Source organism: Micromonospora siamensis, assembly GCF_900090305.1.
Taxonomy (GTDB): Bacteria; Actinomycetota; Actinomycetes; order Mycobacteriales; family Micromonosporaceae; genus Micromonospora; species Micromonospora siamensis.
The window spans coordinates 442858-459586 of the sequence record NZ_LT607751.1 but is presented as its reverse complement, the minus strand read 5'-3'; the positions used below and the strand labels follow the sequence as shown (position 1 = coordinate 459586).

14 protein-coding genes and 3 tRNA genes are annotated in these 16729 nt (G+C 73.2%); 12 read left to right on the top strand and 5 right to left on the bottom strand.

Going from position 1 to position 16729, the window contains the following annotated elements:
- The first annotated feature begins 25 nt into the window (after window positions 1-25).
- Window positions 26-490 (top strand): redox-sensitive transcriptional activator SoxR, encoded by a 465-nt coding sequence (soxR, locus tag GA0074704_RS02080; RefSeq protein WP_088968924.1) that lies wholly within the window; start codon window positions 26-28, stop codon window positions 488-490.
- On the opposite strand, the gene GA0074704_RS02075 is transcribed toward soxR, so the two are convergent.
- Window positions 477-1454, bottom strand: a complete 978-nt coding sequence (locus GA0074704_RS02075) for an NAD(P)H-quinone oxidoreductase (protein ID WP_088968923.1) — start codon at window positions 1452-1454, stop codon at window positions 477-479. The two genes, soxR and GA0074704_RS02075, sit on opposite strands and share 14 nt — an antisense overlap.
- A gap of 315 nt (window positions 1455-1769) precedes the next feature.
- Between GA0074704_RS02075 and GA0074704_RS02070 the strand changes: the two genes are divergently transcribed.
- Together GA0074704_RS02070 and GA0074704_RS02065 are read left to right on the top strand one after the other, a co-directional pair.
- Window positions 1770-1856, top strand: a tRNA-Ser gene (locus tag GA0074704_RS02070).
- 109 nt (window positions 1857-1965) lie between these two features.
- Window positions 1966-2499, top strand: coding sequence for a YbhB/YbcL family Raf kinase inhibitor-like protein (locus GA0074704_RS02065; RefSeq protein ID WP_088968922.1), 534 nt, complete (start codon window positions 1966-1968; stop codon window positions 2497-2499).
- A 52-nt stretch (window positions 2500-2551) separates the two neighbouring features.
- On the opposite strand, the gene GA0074704_RS02060 is transcribed toward GA0074704_RS02065, so the two are convergent.
- Entirely contained in the window at window positions 2552-3262 is a 711-nt protein-coding gene (locus tag GA0074704_RS02060) for a class I SAM-dependent methyltransferase (RefSeq protein ID WP_088968921.1), read from the bottom strand.
- 219 nt (window positions 3263-3481) lie between these two features.
- On the opposite strand from GA0074704_RS02060, the gene GA0074704_RS02055 reads away from it, so the two are divergent.
- Window positions 3482-5299, top strand: coding sequence for a hypothetical protein (locus GA0074704_RS02055; protein ID WP_088968920.1), 1818 nt, complete (start codon window positions 3482-3484; stop codon window positions 5297-5299).
- 27 nt (window positions 5300-5326) lie between these two features.
- Here GA0074704_RS02055 and GA0074704_RS02050 read toward each other — a convergent pair whose 3' ends face one another.
- Complete coding sequence (locus GA0074704_RS02050; RefSeq protein WP_088968919.1) at window positions 5327-6106, bottom strand: ferric iron reductase; 780 nt, start codon at window positions 6104-6106, stop codon at window positions 5327-5329.
- A 308-nt stretch (window positions 6107-6414) separates the two neighbouring features.
- Between GA0074704_RS02050 and GA0074704_RS02045 the strand changes: the two genes are divergently transcribed.
- Window positions 6415-7935, top strand: a complete 1521-nt coding sequence (locus GA0074704_RS02045) for a peptide deformylase (protein WP_088968918.1) — start codon at window positions 6415-6417, stop codon at window positions 7933-7935.
- Window positions 7936-8070: 135 nt separating this feature from the next.
- Here GA0074704_RS02045 and GA0074704_RS02040 read toward each other — a convergent pair whose 3' ends face one another.
- Complete coding sequence (locus tag GA0074704_RS02040; RefSeq protein WP_088968917.1) at window positions 8071-9189, bottom strand: globin domain-containing protein; 1119 nt, start codon at window positions 9187-9189, stop codon at window positions 8071-8073.
- A 147-nt stretch (window positions 9190-9336) separates the two neighbouring features.
- On the opposite strand from GA0074704_RS02040, the gene GA0074704_RS02035 reads away from it, so the two are divergent.
- On the top strand, window positions 9337-10113 hold the full coding sequence (locus tag GA0074704_RS02035) for a CPBP family intramembrane glutamic endopeptidase (protein WP_088973385.1): 777 nt from the start codon (window positions 9337-9339) through the stop codon (window positions 10111-10113).
- A gap of 34 nt (window positions 10114-10147) precedes the next feature.
- On the opposite strand, the gene GA0074704_RS02030 is transcribed toward GA0074704_RS02035, so the two are convergent.
- Entirely contained in the window at window positions 10148-11017 is an 870-nt protein-coding gene (locus GA0074704_RS02030; RefSeq protein ID WP_088968916.1) for a hypothetical protein, read from the bottom strand.
- A gap of 942 nt (window positions 11018-11959) precedes the next feature.
- Here GA0074704_RS02030 and GA0074704_RS02025 point away from each other — a divergent pair.
- From GA0074704_RS02025 to GA0074704_RS02000, 6 genes are all read left to right on the top strand, one after another.
- A tRNA-Ser gene (locus GA0074704_RS02025) sits at window positions 11960-12050 on the top strand.
- A 35-nt stretch (window positions 12051-12085) separates the two neighbouring features.
- Window positions 12086-12158, top strand: a tRNA-Arg gene (locus GA0074704_RS02020).
- A gap of 139 nt (window positions 12159-12297) precedes the next feature.
- A complete protein-coding gene (locus GA0074704_RS02015) occupies window positions 12298-13215 on the top strand; it encodes an endonuclease/exonuclease/phosphatase family protein (RefSeq protein WP_157743575.1) in 918 nt (305 codons plus the stop codon).
- Window positions 13216-13247: 32 nt separating this feature from the next.
- Window positions 13248-14102, top strand: a complete 855-nt coding sequence (locus tag GA0074704_RS02010; RefSeq protein WP_088968914.1) for a helix-turn-helix domain-containing protein — start codon at window positions 13248-13250, stop codon at window positions 14100-14102.
- A 108-nt stretch (window positions 14103-14210) separates the two neighbouring features.
- Window positions 14211-15158, top strand: coding sequence for an NADP-dependent oxidoreductase (locus GA0074704_RS02005; protein WP_088968913.1), 948 nt, complete (start codon window positions 14211-14213; stop codon window positions 15156-15158).
- A 328-nt stretch (window positions 15159-15486) separates the two neighbouring features.
- Window positions 15487-16725 carry a YcaO-like family protein gene (locus tag GA0074704_RS02000; RefSeq protein WP_088968912.1) on the top strand — a complete coding sequence of 413 codons (1239 nt, stop codon included), beginning with the start codon at window positions 15487-15489 and terminating at the stop codon, window positions 16723-16725.
- Window positions 16726-16729 lie beyond the last annotated feature (4 nt).

The window sequence follows — 16729 nt, the reverse complement described above, 5'->3', positions numbered from 1 at the left end:
TGGGCTTCAACTCAAGGACCGGGTGATGCAGGACTCACTGACCATCGGGGAACTCGCCGCCCGCTCCGGGGTGGCGCCCTCCGCGTTGCGCTACTACGAGCGGCTCGGCCTGGTCCGCGCCGAGCGGACCGGCGGCAACCAGCGCCGGTACGCCCGTTCCGAGCTGCGCCGGGTGTCGTTCATCCGGATCGCCCAGCAGGTCGGCGTGTCGCTGGACGAGATAAAGGCGGCGCTGGAGTCGCTGCCGGCCTCGCGTACCCCGACCGCGTCCGACTGGGCGGAGCTCTCCGCGACCTGGCGCAGCCGGCTGGACGAGCGGATCCGGCTGCTCAGCAAGCTCCGCGACGACCTGGACGGCTGCATCGGCTGCGGCTGCCTGTCGTTGCAGCGCTGCACGCTCTACAACCCGGGCGACAGCCTGGCCGCCGAGGGCGCCGGACCGCGGCTGATGCTGCCCCGGTCGCCGGGCGGTGCCGTCACGCCGTCGTGAGCAGCACCTTGCCCACGTGGTCGTTGCTCTCCACCAACCGGTGCGCCTGCGCCGCGTCGGTCATCGGCAGTCGCCGGTCCACCACCGGGCGGACCGTTCCGGCCTCGACCAGCGGCCAGACCTCCTCGCGTACGCCCCGGACGATCTCCGCCTTGTCGTCGAGCGGTCGGGACCGCAGCGCGGTGGCCGCCACCGACGCCCGCTTGGCCAGCAGCGCGCCCAGGTCCAGCTCGGCCTTGCGGCCACCCTGCATGCCGATCACCACCAGCCGGCCGCCGTCGGCGAGGGCCGCCACGTTCCGTCCCAGGTAGGACGCGCCCATGATGTCCAGGATGACGTCCGCGCCGTGCCCGTCGGTGGCCCGGGCGACCTCCTCGACGAAGTCCTGTTCCCGGTAGTCGATCGTGTGTGCGGCGCCCAGCTCCCGCAGCCGGTCGTGCTTGGTCGCGCGGGCGGTGACCAGCACGGTGGCCCCGAGCGCCCGGCCGAGCTGGACCGCGAAGGTGCCGATCCCGCTGCCGCCGCCGTGCACCAGCAGCGTCTCGCCCGCGGCGAGCCGGGCCAGCCGCACCACGTTCGACCAGACCGTGCAGGCCACCTCGGGCAGCGCCGCCGCGTCGACCAGGTCGACGCCCGCCGGCACCGGCAGCAACTGCCCGGCCGGCACGGCGACCCGCTCCGCGTAGCCGCCGCCGGCCAGCAGCGCGCAGACCTCCTGGCCGACCGTCCACCCGGTCACGTCGCGGCCGATCGCGCTGACCACGCCCGAGCACTCCAGCCCCGGGTACGCGGGCGCGCCCGGCGGCGGCGGGTAGTGCCCCTGCCGTTGCAGCAGGTCGGCCCGGTTGACGGCGCTGGCCCGCACGTCGACCACCACCTCGCCGGGGCCGGGCTCGGGGTCGGGGACCTCCGCCCAGACGAGTGCCTCGGGTCCGCCGGGTTCCGGAATGGTGATCGCACGCATGGCTCGTTCATACCCGATCCGGCCCGCCGGGCACCTGGCAGCCGCCGGCTTCGGTGCGTGGGCGGCGGCCGACCGGCGGGGCTACCGGCCCGCGGGCGTGGCCGGCCGCCGGGACAGGTTCCGGGCGAAGACAGGTTCCGGGCGAGCCTGATGACTGAGAGGCATATTGATGACTGAGAGGTATCACGCTCACGGAGTAATCGACTTCCCGCAGCGTCGGGGCGGCGATGGCGTGCCGGGGCGGTGGCGCGGGCGGCGGCGCGCACGTCATGGCAGACTAGGCACCGCCGCCGCGGCCCTCGGGGCGCGGTGCCGGGAGGGTTCGCCTAGTGGCCGATGGCGCTGGTCTTGAAAACCGGTAAGGCAGCGATGTCTTCGTGGGTTCGAATCCCACACCCTCCGCCCACGGGCATCAGTCCCGACGCCACCCGCGCGGAGTGCGTTCGGCGAGGGGCCGGGGCGGGGTATGAAGAGGCGCAGGATTCACGCGCAACCGGAAGGACCCGTCCCGATGACCTTGGAACGACCGATCGCCCCGGACCCGTACGAGCTGCTGCCGACCGTTCCGTCGTTCAACCTGACCAGCGACGACGTGGTCAACGGCGAGCCGATGGACGCCGCCCACGCGCACGGCAGCGCCGGCGGCGACAACGTCTCCCCGCACCTGGCCTGGTCGGGCTTCCCGGCCGAGACCCAGAGCTTCGCGGTGACCTGCTTCGACCCGGACGCCCCGACCGGCAGCGGATTCTGGCACTGGGTGCTGGTGAACCTGCCCGCCTCGGTGACCGAGCTGCCCCGCGGGGTGAAGGAGAGCGAGCTGGGCGGGGCGTTCTCCGTCCGCAACGACTACGGCGAGCAGGGCTTCGGCGGGGCCGCGCCGCCGCCGGGTGACCGACCGCACCGGTACGTCTTCGCGGTGCACGCCCTGGACGTGGAGCGGCTGGACGTCGCCCCGCAGGCCAGCCCGGCCTTCGTCGGTTTCAACCTGGCCTTCCACACCCTGGCGCGGGCGGTCATCCGCCCGTCGTACCAGGTCAAGGAGTGATGAGGCGCCCCGCGATCCCGCCCATGGCGGGGTCGCGGGGCGAGCCGCGGTCTCAGGCGGGGACGCGGGCGACCGCGAAGACGGACTGCCCGAAGGGCGGGCGGACCCGCTGCTCGGCGGCCTTGGTGACCGGGAGCACCAGGCTGTCGTAGACCTTGACCATCGGGCCCTCCTTCGGCATCAGCCGGAAGACCTTGGTCGCCATGAAGTAGCCGATCAGGCCGAGCGCGTTGGCGTAGTGCAGCTCCTCGACCTCCAGGCCCGCCTCGGTCAGCGCGGCGCCCAGCGTCTTCCTGGTGTAGCGCCGGACGTGGCCGGTGGCGATGTCGGCGGGACCCATGGCGAACTGGAACGCCGGCACGATCAGCACGATCCTGCCGCCCGGGCGGACCAGGTCCCGCATGCTGCGCAGGGCCCCGACGTGGTCGTCGATGTGCTCGAGCACGTTGTACGACACGGCGGCGCTGTAGTCGCCGCGCTCCGAGTGCGGCAGCAGCATCTGCCGGACCTCGATGTTCGGCCGGTCGGCGAGGCGCTCCTTCAGCGACACCAGCCGGTCCGGGTCGGCCTCGGTGGCGGTGAACCGGGGGAAGTGCTCCGCCCACTCCAGCGCGTAGTCGCCAAGGCCGCTGCCGATCTCGATCGGGTTGTCACCGAGGTGGGGCACGGCCAGTTCCACGAACCAGCGACGGTGGTTGACCGCCGTCGCGAGGCCCTCGAGCACCTCCGACTGGACGCGCTGATCACCAGTGATTTCTGCCATGCGTCGATTCCTCACGGTATGACTCGACCCGCGCCTGGACCGAATGAGTGAACCAGCTACCGGCACGGCAGCAAAATCGGGGCGGTCGGGACCGGACTTGTGGTCCCGGAGGGGCGGCACGAGATCGGCGGTCAGCGAACCCGGCAGATAGTACCCAGAAAGCCAGAAGGCCGAAACAAGTCACGGTCTGGTCATATCCTGACTACGCTCTGAATTGTCATGACTGCTGCTGAATCGGACCGGCCGGCGCCCGATTCGGAGGCCGGCCCGGCGGGCGGTCGCCGGCTCCCGCCCGCCGGTGCCCGCTGGATCGACGCCGCCGCCGTCGCCAGCTTCGCGCTGCTCGCCTTCTGGGTGACCGCCCGGTTCTGGGCGGATCCGGCGGCCGGCGTACGGGCGAACCCGGCGGATCAGTCGCAGTTCGAATGGATGATGGCGCACGGTGCGCGGGTCGTCACGCATTTCGCATATCCGTTCGCCAGTGACCGGATGAATGTGCCCGACGGCGTCAATCTCATGGCAAATACCTCGGTATTGTCCATTTCGCTGCCGATGGCACCGGTGACCCTGCTCTTCGGCCCGCACGTCACCTTTCTGCTGTTTCTCACCGGTGCGCTGATCGCCACCGGCGTCACCTGGTATTTCGTGCTCTCCCGGGTGGTGGTCGGGGCCCGGGCGCCGGCCTGGCTGGGCGCCGGCTTCTGCGCCTTCGCGCCGGCGATGGTGTCGCACGCCAACGCCCACCCGAACATCGTCGCCCAGTTCCTGGTGCCGCTGATCGCCTGGCGCACCCTGCGCCTGGCCGAGCCCGGCCGGTGGCTGCGCAACGGGGTGCTGCTCGGGCTGCTGATCGTCTGGCAGGCCTTCCTCAACCTGGAGATCCTGCTGATGACGGCGATCGGCCTGGGCGTGCTGCTCGGCGCCCTCGCGCTGGGCCGTCCACCGCTGCGCCGTGTCGCCCGCCCGTTCCTCGCCGGCCTGGGGGTGGCCGCGGCGCTCTCCGCCGTACTGCTGGCGTACCCGCTGTACGTGCAGTTCTTCGGCGCCGGCGCGTACCAGGGGCTGTCCCGGCTGATCCGCGGCTACCGCACCGACCTGGCGTCCTTCCTGGCCTGGTCCGGTGAGTCGGTCGCCGGCGACCCGCGGGACGCGGCCCGGCTGGCGAAGAACCCGACCGAGGAGAACGCCTTCCTCGGCTGGCCGCTTGTGGTCCTGGTGGCCGCCCTGGTCTGGTGGCTGCGCCGGGACGTCGTGGTCCGCGCGCTGGCGGTGCTCGGCGCCCTCTTCGCGCTGCTCTCCCTCGGCCGGGAGGTCCGGTTCAACGGGCGGGACACCGGGGTGCCCGCCCCGTGGGCGCTGCTGGAGGGGCTGCCGGTCCTGCACTCGGTGGTGCCGACCCGGTGGTCGCTGGCGCTCACCCCGATCGTCGGGGTGCTGCTCGCACTGGCGGCCGAGCGGGTCCGCCGGCTCGCCGGCCGGCACCCGGCGGCCCGGCCGGGCATCCGCTTCGTCACCGGCACCGTGCTGGCCATGGCGCTGCTGCCGATCCTGCCCACCCCGCTGCCGGCGGTCCGGCTGGATCCCGTGCCCGGGTTCGTCACCTCCGGCGCCTGGCGGGCGTACACCGCCGGCGGGCGCAGCGTGGTCACCCTACCGCTGCCGGACAACGTCTACGCCGAGCCGCTGCGCTGGTCCGCGCGGACCGGGCTGGACCTGCCGCTCGCCCGGGGCTACTTCCTGGGCCCGGACACCCGGCCGCACGCCCCGGAGGGCAGGATCGCGCTGTTCGGCGCCCCGCCCCGGCGTACCAGCACCTTCTTCGTCACCATCCGCAACACCGGCGAGATCCCGCCGATCACCCCGGCGGACCGGCTCGCCGCCGTCGAGGACCTGCGGTACTGGCGCGCCGGGGTGGTGATCCTCGGGCCGCACCCGCACGCCGACGCGCTTCGGCGGGGGATGACCGCGCTGACCGGCGTGACGCCGACGTACACCGGTGGGGTGTGGGTGTGGGACGTGCGGCCGCTGGTTGGCTGAGGCGCCGCTCGCGGCGGACGCCGGGGGTCAGGCCGGACGGACGCAGCAGCCCTGGCAGATCTTCGGCCGGGGCAGGGTGAAGGCCAGGCAGCAGGTGCGGCGCTGGACGGTGGGCCGGCCACCGGGGCCGGGGACCAGCTCGACCAGGTCGGCCAGGTCGAGGGCGCCGAGCAGGGTGTCGACGCTCGCGGTCGCCGAGCCCGGCAGCGCGTCGGTGGCCCGCAGCACGGCCTGCGCGACGCCGGAGGCCACCGAGCCGAGGAGGGTGCGCGTGCCGATCCGGACCTCCGCCTGGATCGCCGTGATCAGCGGGGCGAGGTGCGCGTCGAGCAGCGAGGCGCGGAGCACCGCGAGCAGGGCGGCCTCGTCGGCCACCACCCGCACCTTGGGTCGGCCGGACAGCGCCAGCGGGTCGGTGGGCAGCACCGCGACCGGGGTGGACCGGCGCAGGCCCAGGGTGACCAGCGGCCGGTGGTCCTCGAAGTGGATAAGCACGTCGGCCGGGTCGAGCAGCGGCACCCGGCGGGCGGCGGCCCAACCCAGCACGGCCGGCAGTGCCGCCCAGTAGCTGTAGGCCTTCCAGGCCAGTGCGGCGCAGGCGTGCGGGGTGCCGCCCCAGCGCAGGGTGGCCGCGTGCAGCAGCTCCGGCAGCCGGCTGCCGTCGACCAGGGTGCTCGCCGGGGACCAGCCGAACTCGTCGGCGACCACCAGGCCGGGAGCCAGCCCGGGCAGGTCGTCGGTGCCGAACATGGCGCGCAGGGTGGCGGTCACCGGGGCGAGCGGGGCGAGCGTGTCGCACCCGGGCATCACCGCTGTCACCTGACCGTCCCCTTGTCCCAGTTCCCGCTCGTACAGATAAGGCTAGCCTAACCACACTCGGGGGTGCGGGGGAAGATGCGGCGGGGTCGATCCGGGGAGGTCCGGGTCACTCCCCCAAGGCTCGTACTACCCGGCGGCGACGGGTGAAAACGGTGCCGACCTGCGGCGCGATCGATCGCGGCGAAAGCATCGAAAGATCTACCTAAATTGTCAAGGCTCCTGTCGACATGATGCCAGTCCGGTACCCGTCCGGCCACGGAACGTGAAACCTGGTACTTCCCGGCCACGAGGAAGCTATGACGACCTCCCCCATCGAACGGGCAGCCGACTCGTTCGCGGCGGAACTCGCCCGGCACCGCACCGGCCGTGGCCTGTCCAAGAAGCAGCTCGCCACCCTGATGGGCTTCGACCCCTCCTACGTCAGCCACGTCGAAGGGCGCCGGCACCGCCCCACCGAGGACTTCGCCCGCCGGGCCGAGGCCGTCCTGGAGGCCAGCGGCGCGATCTGGCAGCGCTTCCGGGAGTACGACGAAATCCGGCACGCCCGATCCGCCGCACCGCACCGCGAGCCCCCGCCCCCCGGCCAGTGGATGCCCCCCGGCACCGGGCTCATCGTCGAACGGGAACAGGCCCGGCTCCGCTACGCCGACGACGCCTACCACTGCGTCATCCGCCGGGAGCTCTACAACGCCGGCACCGAACCGGTCACCCGCTACCTCGTCCGGGTCGCCGTCGACCGCTACCCCAACGACCCCGGCCGCTCCAACCGGCACCACCGGGAACACCCGCTCAGCTTCGCCGAGCTGCGCCTACGGGCCTACCGGGAGGACGACGGCGAACAGGAACCGCTGCACTGGCGGGCCAAGCACGACCGGGACGCCTTCAAGGAGATCTGGCTGCTCTTCGAGAACGGCGACGGCCGGTTCCCGCTCTATCCCGGCGACCGGGCCACCATCGAGTACGCGTACCAGGTCGGGCGGGAGAAGTGGGGCCCCTGGTTCCAGCGGGCCGTCCGGGTGCCCACCCGCCGGCTGGAGGTCCGCCTCGACCTGCCCGCCACCCTCGAACCACAGGTGTGGGGGGTGGAGACCTCCCTCTCCGCCGAGGAGGGACCACTGCGTACGCCGGTGGCCCGGCACGACGACGGCGACCGGGCGATCTTCGACTGGGGCACCGACGAGCCCCCGCTCAACGCCCGGTACCGCCTCCAGTGGCGGTTCCGCGGCGGCCCGCCCGACGACCCCGCCGACCGCCCGGGGGATGTCCGGGCCAGCGACCGGATGCGCGCCATCGGCATCGTCCAACGCGGCGCCGACCTGCTCCGCCAGCCGGCCCGCCAGTTCGACCTGCCCCGCGAGGAGCGGACCGCCCGTGAGGTGGTCGCCCGGCTGGGCGGCATGCTGGCCCGCCTCGACGAACTGCACCCGTTCAGCAAGGGCGTCGGCATCGCCGCGCCGCAGCTCGGCATCGGCTGGGCCGCCGCCCTGGTCCGCCCCGCCGACCGCGGCGCCGAACCGGTCGTCCTGCTCAACCCGCGGGTGGTCGACGCGGCCGGGGAAACCGACGAGCAGTACGAGGGCTGCCTCTCCTTCTTCGACCACCGCGGCCTGGTGCCCCGGCCGCTGCGGATCGACGTGGAACACACCCAGTGGGACGGCAGCCGGGTGATCACCTCGTTCGAGTACGCAATGGCCCGGCTCGTCGCCCACGAGATCGACCACCTGGAGGGGCGGCTCTACGTCGACCGGATGGCCCCCGGCGTGCCCCTGGTGCCGGTCGAGGAGTACCGGCAGACCGGCAGCCCCTGGCGGTACTGACCGGCGGCCGACCCGGACGGGCCCCGCTCCGGCGCGCGGGCCGGTTGCCGGCCCGGACCGCACACCGGAGCGGGGGACCGGGCCGCGTGCCCCAGGGGGCGGGGGCACGCGGCCCGGTTGGGGGGAGGAAAGTCGCTACACGTTGCCGAACGTGTCGTACCGGATGTGCTGCGGCGGGACCTCGTCCTCGGCGAGCGCCCGCAGGGTCGCCCGGACCATCCGCGCCGAGCCGGAGACGTAGCAGTCGTGCGACGTCCACGGGCCGTAGCGGGTCACCACCTCGGAGATGTCCCCCAGCTCCCCGTCGAAGTCCGGGTCTTCGCTGCACGCCGGCGTCACCGACAACCACGGGTACGTCTCCACCAGCTCCTGCAGCGCAGGCAGGGCGTACAGGTCCTCCGGGCGGCGGGCGCCGTAGAAGACGTGCACCCAGCGGGTCCGGTTGACCTTGGTCAGCTCCTCCACCAGCGCCTTCACCGGGGCCAGCCCCACCCCACCGGCCACGCAGAGGATGTCCCGCGTCGACTCGGTGTCCAACGTCATCGAGCCCATCGGCGCGGCCAGCCGCAGCAGGTCACCGGGTCGGGTCCGGCGGACCAGCGCCCCGGAGACCCAACCCGCGCCCTCCGGCGTACGGACGTGGAACTCCAGCACGTTGTCGTCGTTCGGGGCGTTCGCCACCGAGTAGGTGCGCCACACCCGCGGGTGGTGCCGGGGCACCTCCAGGCTGACGTACTGGCCGGCCCGCCAGGGCAGCTCATGTTGCAGGGCCCGGACGGTCAGCACCGCCGTGTCCGCGCCGTGCCGCTCGTGGGTGAGCACCTCCGCGTGCCAGAACGGCGGGTTCTCGTCGGCGTCCGCGCCGGCCAGCATCTTCGCCGTGATCGCCTGGTACGCCTCCCGCCACGCCTGGTCGTACTCCAGGTTCCAGCCGTCGCCCGCGGTGCTGCGCAGCGCATCCAGCAGGGCGACGCCCATCGTCTCGTAGTGCGTCGTGTCGACGTGGTACTTCCGGTGGTCCCGGCCCAGCGCCCGCAGGTACTCGTCGAAGCTCTCCGGGTCGTCCACCGTCTGGGTGGCGGTGACGATCGCCTCCAGGATGCGGTCGCCCTGGCCGGACATCTGCACCGGGAAGAGCTGCCGCAGGGCGGGGTCCAGCAGGAACAGCCGGGCATAGAAGTGACCACTGAGCCGTTCCCGGTCCTCCTCCACCAGGGCCCAGCTCTCCTTCAGCAGCCGTGCGAAGTTCTCCACGGGGGTGCGCTCCTTCGGGGACTGCGGTTCGGGGCCCCCATAGAATGTCCACGGAGCGTGCACACCGGTCGCACAGACTGTGCGACCGCCGCACATCGTCGGATCGGCCCGTGTCGGCGGGCCATCAGGTGGGGCAGAGTGGTCGGCGTGACGGTCGACGAGCTCACCCGGCCGGCGGTGTCCCGCCGCACCCTCCGCACCGAGACCCTGCTGGTACTCGGGCTATCCCTCGGGCAGTCCGCGGTCTACGCCCTGGTGTCGATCATCGCGAAGCTGACCGCCGACGGGCCGCTCTCCAAGCAGACCGCCTCGCTGAACACCTCCCAGTCGGCCCGGCCCTGGCTGGACCTGACGTACCAACTGCTCGGGATCGTCTTCGCGCTGCTGCCGGTGCTGCTCGCCGTACACCTGCTCGCCCGCAGCCCCGGCGACCCGGCCCGGACGCTCGGCGTCGACCTGCGGCGGCCCGGCTCCGACCTCGCCCGGGGCGCCGGCCTGGCCGCGCTGATCGGCCTGCCCGGCCTCGCCCTGTTCTGGGTGGCGGCGCACCTCGGGATCAACGCCACCCTCGTGCCGGCCGGCCTGCCCCACCTGTGGTGGGCGGTCCCGGTGCTGATCATCGCCGCCGTGCAGAACGCCGTGCTGGAAGAGGTGATCGTGGTCGGCTACCTGGTCACCCGGCTGCGCCAGCTCTCCTGGCGGCTCGGCGCGGTGGTCGCCACCAGCGCCCTGCTGCGCGGCTCCTACCACCTCTACCAGGGCTTCGGCGCCTTCGTCGGCAACGCCGTGATGGGTGTGGTGTTCAGCCTGTTCTACCTGCGCACCCGGCGGGTGGCGCCACTGATCGTCGCGCACACCCTGCTCGACGTGGTCGCCTTCGTCGGCTACGCCCTGCTGCCCCGCGAATGGTTCAGCTGGCTCTGACCCGCCGCTCCCGGAGCGGCGCAGGACCGGACGGTCAACGGGGTCGGTAGGCGCCGATCGCCCGGGCGGCCAACCGTTCGGCCGCGGCCGCGTCGCCGGTGGCGGCGGCGAGCACCGCCGCCCCGGGCAGCAGCCGTGAGGCGAGCCGCAGCCCCAGCCAGCCGCCGGCCTGCGCGGCCAGCGGGAGGGCCAGCCGCCACGCCGCCTCGGCCACCCACGGCCACGACCGTTCCCCGGGCCCGTCGGCGGCCCGGGCGGCGTCCAGCGCCGCACGGGCGCTCGCCGCGTCCGGGTGCACCTGGGTGAGCACCAGCAGTTCGACCGCGCGCTCCGGGTCGAGCGGGTCCCGACCGTACGTCGCGGCCAGGTGCAGCACCAGGTTGGCCTGGGCCCAGAGCACCGCCGCCAGCTCGGCCACCGGCGCGAACAGCCCGGCCACCGCGGCGCCCGCGCCACCCAGCCCGGCGGCCCGGACGAACCGCCGGCTGGCCAACCGGGCCAGGGCGTCCGGATCCGCCTGCGGGTACGCGTCCCGCAGCCGTTGCGTCCAGTCCCGGGCCCGCGGCCCGAGCGCCTCCACGGCGGCCAGGGCCAGCAGTTCCGGCGCGAAACCGGGGTGGTCGCGCAGCCGCCCGGTGAGCGTCGCCAGCTCCCATTCCCGGGTACGCCCCGACGCCACCGAGCCGTCCGCCACCGGCACCTCCGTCCCGGGCCGGTGGCGACTGGTGAGCGCGGCCGCTGACCGCTCGGGCCGCGGCGCTGTCGGCAGCTTCTCCGGTGGCGCCGCCGGAGCGGTCTTCCGCTGCGCCGGGGTCTTCGTCGGCGCGACGCCCCTGCTCGCGGTGCCGGCCTTCCTGGCCGGCGTGATCTTTCCGGCCGCAGGCGTGGCCTTCCTACCGGGCATGTCTTCTCCGACGGCCGGCGTGGCCTTTTTCGCCGGTGTCTCTGTCCCGGCCGCTGGCCCGCCCTTCGTCGGCGTTTCGCCGCCGGCCGTTCGCGCAGCCCTCTTCGTCGGCGACTCTCCTCGGGCCGTCGGTGCGGTCCTCTTCGCCGGTGCCGCAGGCGACCCGGCCTTCTTCGTCGCCGCCTTGCGCACCCGCGGCGTCGGCGCAGGGGCCGCTGGCCGCGGGTCCTCGACGAGCTCGCTGACCTCCGCTCCCGCGCCGGACGGGGTCTCGGCCGGTGGCGGGGCGGACTCGGCGGAGCCGGACCCGGCCGCCGTTCCGGTGACCGGATCGGGCACCCTGTGGGCCGGATCACTCGCCCCGGCCGCGGGCTCGGCGTCGCCCGGCCCGGCCGAGGACGCCCTCCGGGCAGCCGGCGCGGACCGGCGGGCGGGTCGGGGCTGCGCAGTCGCCGGCCGCGCCGCCGCCCGCCGGGCCGTCCCCGGGGCGGGGTCGTTCCCGGCAGGGGTCGACGCGCTCGTGTCCGCCGTCGCGTCGGCTACGGACGAGGCGCCGCCACCCGGGACCGGCCGGTCGGGCGGCTGGAAGAGGACACCGGGCGCTGGCCTGGTCCGGGGCGGGCGACCCGACGCGGCGCTGTCGTCGTCCGGTTGCTGCTTCACCGGGCCCGTATCCGGCCGTGGCGGGGTGGTCGGCGGCGTGAAGGTCGCCTGGGGCGAGCGGCTCCGCCGGGGCTTCTCCGCCGACTCGCGGCGGGGCGGATCACTGGGCGGCTGCTCCTGCATATCGACGGAGCCTAGTCCCGATCGCGGCCGGGCACCGGGTGGAAACGCAGGGCCGCGGGCTGCCTCGGGCCGGGCCGCCGGGCGGGGACGGAAGTCGCTTTGCTCCGGGTGGGGGCGGACCTGTATTCTCGGCCGCGGTGGTCTCCGGGCCACCAGGGAGACTTCGCCTAGTCTGGTCTATGGCGCCGCACTGCTAATGCGGTTGGGGTCTTAAAGCCCCTCCCGGGTTCGAATCCCGGAGTCTCCGCGCGAAAGTCGGTCGTGTAGGCTGGCTGAGCACGAGCGCCCGTAGCTCAATGGATAGAGCATCTGACTACGGATCAGAAGGTTAGGGGTTCGAGTCCCTTCGGGCGCACAGCAGGTGAGGGGCCGTTTCGGGAAACCGGAACGGCCCCTTTTCCATGCCGTACGCCGGCCGGTTGTCACCCGACGGCCGTGTCGACGTCACATCGCCGCCGTCGGTGGGACGAACCGCCCACCTAACGTCCCTGCGCATGCGTCGACTTCCGCTGTCCGTGGTCGCCTGCCTGGCCACCACCCTGCTCACCCTCACGACGACGGCCGGGCCGGCAGCCGCCGACCCCGACCGCGACCACGGTCGGGGCCTCGAGGCTTCGGCCGCGCCGGTCCGCGTGATCCAGCACAACACCGACCACGTGCCCGCGGCGTGGGAGTTCGCCGTGCAGCAGATCGAGGATCTCCAGCCCGAGCTGGCGACCCTTCAGGAGGTGTGCCGGCCGTGGTTCGACGCACTCCAGGCGGCGAAGCCGCAGTGGACGATGGCCTACCATCCGCGCAAGAAGCACAACGGCGGTGCCAACAATCCCGGCTGCCACGGCGACGACATCGGCGAAGCGGTGATCTACACCCGTGCTCCCGGCCGACCGACCACGGTGATCGACTACCCCAACAACAATGTCGGCGGCGTCGAGAAATTCGGGCTGGCGTGCGTCGAGTTCCTCCACCGCGGGATCCCGACGCTCGGCTGCTCGACGCATCTGTCGGCGTACCCCACGTCCGGCGGTCAGGGCACCCAGCCCGAACGCGGTCCGCAGGTCGCGGCGATCATGGCTCACACGGCGCCGTACCGTGCCGCCAACTGGGCCGTCATCGTCGGTGGCGACTTCAACCTGACCTCCGAGGCGAGCAACGTCGGCCACGCCGCCGACATGAACCTGATCATGGGCCCTGCTGTCGGGGGCACCGGCGCGTTCCACGACGCGGCACAGCTTGAACTCGGACGTCGGCTGACGCGGCCCACGACCGACAAGAACCGCCGCATCGACTACGTGTTCCTCGCCGACACCCGCACCCCGTGGGGCACCCGAGGGGTGACGATGTCGTACGAGGACAGCCCGGCCGGCCACCACCTGCTGAAGGCCGACGCCGTGCTGCTGCGTACCGCCGGCTGAACGGACGACGTCGTCCGGGGCACACTTGGCCCGTGGATCGTCACGAGTTCGGCGACGCGGTGCGCCAGTTGCGGGAGCGCACCTCACCTGCGGCTGTCGGGCTACCGGTCGGCCGTCGGCGGGTGCAGGGGCTGCGGCGGGAGGAACTCGGCGAACTCGCGGGGATGTCCGCGGACTACGTACGCCGACTGGAGCAGGGGCGCAGCCATCCGTCCGCCGGGGTGGTGAACGCCATCGCCCGTGGAATGCGGATCGGCCGGGCCGAGTACGAGCGGCTCTGCGCGCTGGCCGGGTACGCCGCCGCGGACGGTCAGGTGCCGAACGAGGTCGGTCCGGGTGCGACGCGGCTGCTGGAGCGGTTCGCGGACACTCCGATGTTCGTCTCCGACGCCGCGATGAACCTGCTCGCCGTGAACAGTGCGTTCGTGGCCCTGGGGCACTGGGGCCTGACGGGGGACCCGTGGGAGTGGAACGTCGCCTGGCGTACGTTCTGCGACCCGTTCGATGGTTTCCGGCAGTCCTCGGCCGACGCGAACGACCACGAGGCGGTCCTCGTCGCCCGCCTGAGGAGCGCGCTGTTGCGCTATCCCGCCGACGCGTCGCTGGCCGCGCTGGTGGACGAGTTGCGGAGCCGGAGCCGCCCGTTCGACACCTTGTGGCGCACGCCGCGACCGGTGGCGGCCCATGAGAGCAGCGCCGCCTTCCTCCATCCGGAGGGCGGCGCCGTCACGCTCGTCGGCAGCATGCTCGCCATCCCGGGCGACGACCTGGCGGCCCTGATGCTCACCGCGGCACCGGGTTCGACCGATGCGGCGCGGCTGGCCGAGATCGTCAGCGTCACCGAAGAACCGGCCATCATCAGGGTGGGCCAACTCGGCCCAGGCTAACCACGCCGGATCCTGCGAAGTTGAGTGACGTCTCCAGCGACCGCGAATCCAGCGGTCGCCTCCGGGCGGCCCTGGTGACCCACGGCACTCACGAAAGCAGGTTCAGCGATGAAGGCAGTGCGTTTCCACGAGTTCGGCGGTCCCGAGGTCCTGCGATACGAGGACGTCGAGCAGCCCACCCCCGGCACCGGTCAGGTCCGGATCCGGGTGGCCGCCACGTCGTTCAACGGCGTCGACGGGAACATCCGCGCCGGCAACATGCAGGGCCCGATCCCGGTCGAGCTGCCCCACACTCCCGGCCTCGACGTCGCCGGCACGGTCGACGCGCTCGGCGAGGGCGTGGACGACCTCACGGTCGGTGACCCGGTCATCGGCTTCCTGCCGATGACGGGGACCGGATCGGCCGCGGAGTACGTGATCGCGCCGGCGGAGATCCTGACCGGTGCGCCCGGGAACATCCCGTTGGCCGACGCGGCGGCGCTCCCGCTCGTGGGCCTGACCGCGTGGCAGGCGCTGTTCGACCACGGCAAGCTGACCGCCGGCCAGCGGGTGCTGATCAACGGAGCGGGCGGAGCGGTCGGCGGCTACGCGGTGCAACTCGCGAAGGAGGCCGGTGCCCACGTGATCGCCACGGCCAGCCCGCGCAGCGCCGACCGGGTGAGAGTCGCCGGCGCCGACGAGGTGGTCGACCACACCACCACCGACGTGACGGCGGCGGTGACCGAGCCGGTCGACCTGGCACTCAACCTCGCTCCGGTCACCCCGGAGCAGCTCGCCGCGCTGGTCGGGCTGATCCGGGACGGCGGGACCCTCGTCAACACCACCGTCTGGATGCCCGCCCCTTCCGAGGAGGAGCGCGGCGTACGCGGCATCGACCTCTTCGTCCGCAGCGACGCCGACCAACTCGCCGACCTGGCCGCCCGGGTCGGCACCGGTGAGTTGCGCGTCAACGTCGCCGAACGGGTGGCGCTGGCCGACCTGCCCGCACTGCACGCCGACGCGGCCGCGGGCACGTTGTCCAGCGGCAAGGTCGTCGTGACCGTCGCCGAAGCCTGATCGCCCCTGCGGCTGCCCTTCATCGACCTCACGCTATGAGCGCCGGTTGGTCCGCCAGAAGGCGGCTTTCCCCACATTCGTGTACCCGATCCTGGCCAGCACCTGGAAGTGCACCTGGGTCAACGGCTGATTCCCGGCCCACGCCGAACTCGCAGAGCCCGACCCGCGCGACAGGGCGGGTCGGGCTCTGCGGCGCTCGGGCCGGACGTCAGCCGCGGCATCCCCCGGCGGGCGCGGCGTCGAGGGTGACGAGCCGACCGGCAACCGTTGACATCGAGACAGTTCACTGACACAGTCCGGGCCGGTGAATCGTCCGGGGGAGGCTGCGGTGCCGTTCCGATCCGTACCCGCGGAGTGCGCCCTCGCGACGGCCACGGCCGAGATCGACCGGCTCGGCCTCACGGCGCGGGCGGCGGTCCTCGGCCCGTCCGCATTGCCGACGATGCGCGTCACGCTGTTCCGGGACGGAGCACGGGTCGCCGTGGGTGCGGGGAAGGGAGCGGGGGCGCAGGGCGCGGCGAGCGCGCACTTCGAGGCCCTGGAGCGCTATCTCATGTCAGCCCGGGACAACCGTCGATGGACCGCGGACGCCACCGGACTGCTGCCGGCGAGCGTCGTGGCCGGACAGTCCACCCTTGACCCCGACCTGGTCGTGCAGCGGTGGGCGACGGAGTTTCCGGACTCCGTCGCGGCGTGCGCCTCCTACGGGGAGGTCCGTTATCCCACGTTCCTCACCGATCCGCGCTACTACCGTTGGCCGGTGGCGGGGGACGACGTCCGGCCGTACCGCAGTCTGCTGCGGTACTCGTCCAGCCTGGGCACTGCGGCCGGCGTCGACCTGGCAGAGGCCGTCTATCACGGCCTCTGCGAGCTGATCGAGCACGACGGGCTCGGGCAGGCGCTTCTACGCTGGTACGTCGCCGGGATTCCGGGCCTCGACCTCGTGTCGGTCGGGGATCTGCCGGACGGGTTGCGTTCACTGCACGCGGAGGCCGTACGGGCGGCCGGCGCGCCTGTGCACCTGCTCGACGTCACCACCGACCTGGACGTGCCGGTGTACCTGGCGGTCAGCTCCGCCGCCGACGGCGAGCCGACCCGGCTCGGGGCCGGCGCGTCGCTCTGGGCCACCGACGCCGCGTCGCGTGCCCTCGGGGAGCTGATCCAGGTCTGTGCGCTCTCCTCATCCGCCACCGGCCAGCCTGCGGTCCACCGTCTGGCGTCCTGGCCGGCACTGCAACGGTGTGCACTGATGCCCCTCGACGAGCTGCTCTCCGGGCCGGTGCGGGCGGTGCCGCTCCGCGCCGACGTAGCCGGCGACGGCAGCCCGGGTTGGGGGCTGGAGCAGGTCGGGCGGGCTCTGGCCCGGCACGGCATCGACCACCACGTGTGCGAGGTCGCGCCAGTCGGCTCACCGATCGCGGTGGCCACCACGATCGCCCCCGGGCTGGAGCGCTTCAGCCTGGTGCGGCACGGGGTGCCCGTCGTTCCGACCGGGCGGGGGTGGCCCCTGTGGCCGTCGCCGGACCGGGCGACGAGCACCCGACCACGTCCAGTTCGAACGAGATGAGGGA